Origin of the sequence: Leptolyngbya sp. FACHB-36, from assembly GCF_014695955.1 — a bacterium.
Classification (GTDB): Bacteria; Cyanobacteriota; Cyanobacteriia; order Leptolyngbyales; family Leptolyngbyaceae; genus FACHB-36.
Genome location: NZ_JACJPG010000196.1, coordinates 1 through 3,696, shown reverse-complemented (window position 1 = coordinate 3,696; position 3,696 = coordinate 1). Strand labels below are relative to the sequence as shown.

4 protein-coding genes and 1 pseudogene are annotated in these 3,696 nt (G+C 52.8%); 2 read left to right on the top strand and 3 right to left on the bottom strand.

Going from position 1 to position 3,696, the window contains the following annotated elements; all coding sequences use genetic code 11:
- Window positions 1–297, top strand: a pseudogene (locus H6F43_RS04460) (Rieske (2Fe-2S) protein); the annotation flags it as partial.
- Window positions 298–423: 126 nt separating this feature from the next.
- On the opposite strand, the gene H6F43_RS04455 reads toward H6F43_RS04460, so the two are convergent.
- Together H6F43_RS04455 and H6F43_RS04450 are read right to left on the bottom strand one after the other, a co-directional pair.
- Entirely contained in the window at window positions 424–1,062 is a 639-nt protein-coding gene (locus H6F43_RS04455) for a biopolymer transporter ExbD (protein ID WP_190341067.1), read from the bottom strand.
- Between the two features lie 62 nt (window positions 1,063–1,124).
- Window positions 1,125–1,838, bottom strand: a complete 714-nt coding sequence (locus tag H6F43_RS04450; protein ID WP_190341065.1) for a MotA/TolQ/ExbB proton channel family protein — start codon at window positions 1,836–1,838, stop codon at window positions 1,125–1,127.
- A gap of 255 nt (window positions 1,839–2,093) precedes the next feature.
- Here H6F43_RS04450 and H6F43_RS04445 point away from each other — a divergent pair, with 255 nt between their 5' ends.
- Window positions 2,094–2,390: a YkvA family protein gene (locus tag H6F43_RS04445; protein WP_190341063.1), complete on the top strand. Its 297-nt coding sequence runs from the start codon at window positions 2,094–2,096 to the stop codon at window positions 2,388–2,390.
- Window positions 2,391–2,453: 63 nt separating this feature from the next.
- Here H6F43_RS04445 and H6F43_RS04440 read toward each other — a convergent pair whose 3' ends face one another.
- Window positions 2,454–3,560, bottom strand: coding sequence for a serine/threonine-protein kinase (locus tag H6F43_RS04440; RefSeq protein ID WP_190341061.1), 1,107 nt, complete (start codon window positions 3,558–3,560; stop codon window positions 2,454–2,456).
- Window positions 3,561–3,696: the final 136 nt, after the last annotated feature.

Below are 3,696 nucleotides of genomic sequence, written 5' to 3'. Positions count from 1 at the left end.
GGCTTAATGCATCTGATTTTTACATCGGCAACGCCGATCGACGATCGCACCTCGCAAGTCGTGCAATTCTGCGTCCGCAATGACACCGAAGCCGACGCCAAAGCCGAGAACATCATTGCCTTCGATCGAGCCGTCACAACAGAAGACAAAGCCGTGCTGGAGTCTACTGACTACGATACGCCCTTAGATCTCAGCGAAGAACAGCACATGGCAACCGACCAACCTGGAATCATCATGCGGCGCAAACTGGCAGCCCTGCTGCGGCAGCACGGCGAAGTTGAACAGCGACGGACCTAGGACAGATTGAAGCGTCTACGTAGGCGTCTAATCTCTGACGAGCACGCTGCCGACTAAGCTGAGTAGCAGCGGCGCGCTGAAGAAGTTGCTATTCCCCTTTTCCTGTCTGGAACGAGCAGTTGCCTTCTAAGGCAGCGTCGGAGAAGGATTGCTAGACGGTGCAGGATTCGTTGGCGTCAGCGGCGTTCCCCCAAAGGGTCCAGGCGATGATCCAGGCACAGGATTCACTGGTCCAGAGGTTGGTCCGACAGAGGGAATTTGGGGCTGGGTCGGATTGAACGGCGGTGACGGATTAGGATTACCAAATAGGTTAGATGGGCTAGCTGTGGGAGCGGGAGACGCACCTGCAGGCTGATTTGCCTCAACGGGCATTGTCGCCAGCGCCACACGATCGCCCCCAACTGAACGCATCAAATCCAGCACCTGCACCACATCGTTGTAGAACGCCACTTTTGAGGCATTCAGCACCAGCAAGCCGTTGGGATTCTGCTGGCGGTACTGCTCTAGGAGTTGATAAAGCTGGTTTCGATCGACAAGTTGCTTCTCTACAAACGTCTGTCCCGTAGAGCTAATCGTCACAATCAGGGTGTCTCGCGTTTGAGCAGATCCCGTTGCTGCCTGAGGTAAATCCACGTTAATTGTTTGCTGCCGAGTCAGTTGCAGCGCCGCCAAAATGAAGAACGTCAAGATGCAGAAAATAACATCGATCAGCGGAATGATCTGAATCTGAACGTCTTCAGGCGGAGTGTCAGAGTGAATTTTCATGTCGCTTAGAGAAGTAACAAACGATTGAGAGTGGAAAGCCGCGTGAGCGGGACGATCGCCGATCAATAGGCTTTTCCAGGTTCTTCGGGCGCTGACGGCTTTTCTAGTTCAGCATCAGTGGGCTGTGGGCTGTCTAAGGCAGACTTAAAATCTTTCTGCGACCAGCGCTGGCGGTAGAGCAGTTCCAATTCGTTTCCGGCTTTGCGGAAAACCTTGATCTGGTTGAACAAAAACGCCTGAAACACTCGGTAAAAAACCAGTGAAAAAATTGCCACGACGAGTCCAGCCGCTGTACTGATGAGCGCTTCACCGATGCCAGTTGTCACACCTGCGGCTGATCCGGTGGCAAGGTCGCCGATGCGGATCGATCGCAGCGAAATAATCAAGCCGATCACCGTGCCCAGCAGTCCCAACAGCGGAGCCAGCGCGATCACTGCCTCTAAAATTTTGTCGCCGCGCCGCATCGCTGCCAGCTCATCATCCGCAGCAGACTCCAGCGCCAGCCGAAACAGTTCTGGATCGGGATTGCTTAGCTGCAACGGAGTGTAGAGGAAGCGACCGATCGGCTGGTCGTATGCCTGTCGTGCCAAATCCGCAGCCGCTCCCCAGTCACGTCGTGCTGCATCTAGCACGCGATTCACCGTTTCTCGCTCTTTGGTCAGCGCGTTTGTCCAAAACCACAGGCGCTCGATGATGGCGCTTAACGACAAAATTGAAAGCAACAGCAGGGGAAACATCGTCGCCCCGCCTTTTTCAAAGATCTCTACAATATTCACGGTCTATTTTGCCCTCCGTACGTTCCCCGTATTCGACTCCGATGATTGTGCCTAGAGATGCGAGGCAATTCAATACTACAAGACAGCTATGAACCCTTTGCCTAACCGCATGTAAAGATCTTCCTCGCCCAGCTCCGTCAAATCAGGTGAGTTTGCCGTGATTCGTTCAGTTCCTTCACCATTGGAGGGAGGTTTTCCCTACTGGAACGTTGCTAAGGTGCTTGCAAAGATAAAGGTATCTTGAGGGTTAACTAAATGAACATTTCTCAATCTATTTACAACTGGTACCGCAACTCAATTCGCAACCCGAAATATCGCTGGTGGATTATTCTTGGCTCTCTAGCGTATCTGCTGTCGCCGATCGACATCTCGCCAGATTTTATTCCCGTAATTGGCTGGATTGACGATGGCGTCATTGCAACGCTGTTGATGGCAGAGGTGTCGCAGTTGTTGGTCGAGCGGCTCAAGTCTGGCAAGGGCGAAACTCAGCCAACTACCGAGACTCAAAAGACTGAGGCGGTTGATGTGAATGCAGTATCGGTTGAGCAGTAGGGATTAGTCATGGGTTGCTATGGTTGATCGCCACAAGCCGGACCTCGGCGATTGACCAAACGGCTAGCGTGATGATCCGTTGCTGTAGGACACTTTAGGCTGAAGATAGTCGAGGCGCATTTGTCTGGCTCGTAAGCGGGTGCGCCAATCGCGGATTGCGATCGCCCGTCGTACGAGCGGCGGAACGTATCCCTCGAACTCGGTATCATTTGCCAAGTTTGCGTTGAGGAAGGGCTTGGGTTTAATGTTCATGCAATACATCAAATTGTCCAAGTACGGCTCCAAGTCCAGCGCCCGCAGCACCTCGCTAGCAGAGTGAAAGCGATCGTTTGGCGAACTCTTCAGCAGCTTGGTGAGGACGGTTCCAAAGTGCTTGCTAACCGTGATGTGGTCTTGCCAGCGCACGTCGCCAGTCCCAAACTCGTACTCAAACTCCAGCGGCGACTTGCCCGACAGCAGGTAGAGACAGGTGACGCCAACGGCGTACAAATCGCTGCTGTAAAGCGGGCGAGAGGCAAGCTGTTCGGGTGGCGCGAACCCGACAGTACCAACAAACTGCGTGGTGGACGGTTTACAGCTCGATCGATCGCTGGCGACCAGCTGCTCTTTGACAGCACCAAAATCAATTAGAACCAAGCGCCCATCGTCTTTGCAGCGAATAATATTGGGTGGCTTGATGTCGCGGTGAATTACGCGATTATTGTGGATATATTGCAGCAGCGGCAGCAGCTCCCGCAAAAACTGCTTGACGACTATTTCCGAGAAGGGACCCGATCTCCGGAGTTCTCGCGTCAGTGTGTTGCCCCGAATATAGTCTTGGATCAGGTAAAACTCGCCGTCTTTCTCGAAATAATCAAGCAGTTGCGGAATCTGAGCGTGACTGCCCAACTTGCTCAGCATTTTGGCTTCTTGCTCAAATCGCTGACGCGCACGGTGCAGCACCAGATTGTCGCTGACCTTAGGGCATAGCTGCTTGATGACGCAAAGCGGTTCACCAGGCAGATACACATCCTTGGCGAGAAAGGTGATGCCAAAACCGCCTCGCCCGAGAACTTTTAATACTTCGTAGCGATCGCGGAATCGCTGAGTGGACCCGCAAATTTTACCGAGGACAGTTTTATTGATGCTATCCGAACGGGCGTTAGACAAGTCAATCAGCGGAGCACTCATGGATAGACACGAGATAAGCGGACTTTGGGTTAATCTCAGTCTTTAGTCTAAGGACAATCCAAAACTTCTGGTCAAATCTTTAAACAGTGTTGATGTAAGCGTTGTTATCTGACGACGTTTGGCGTACGGAGCCCGT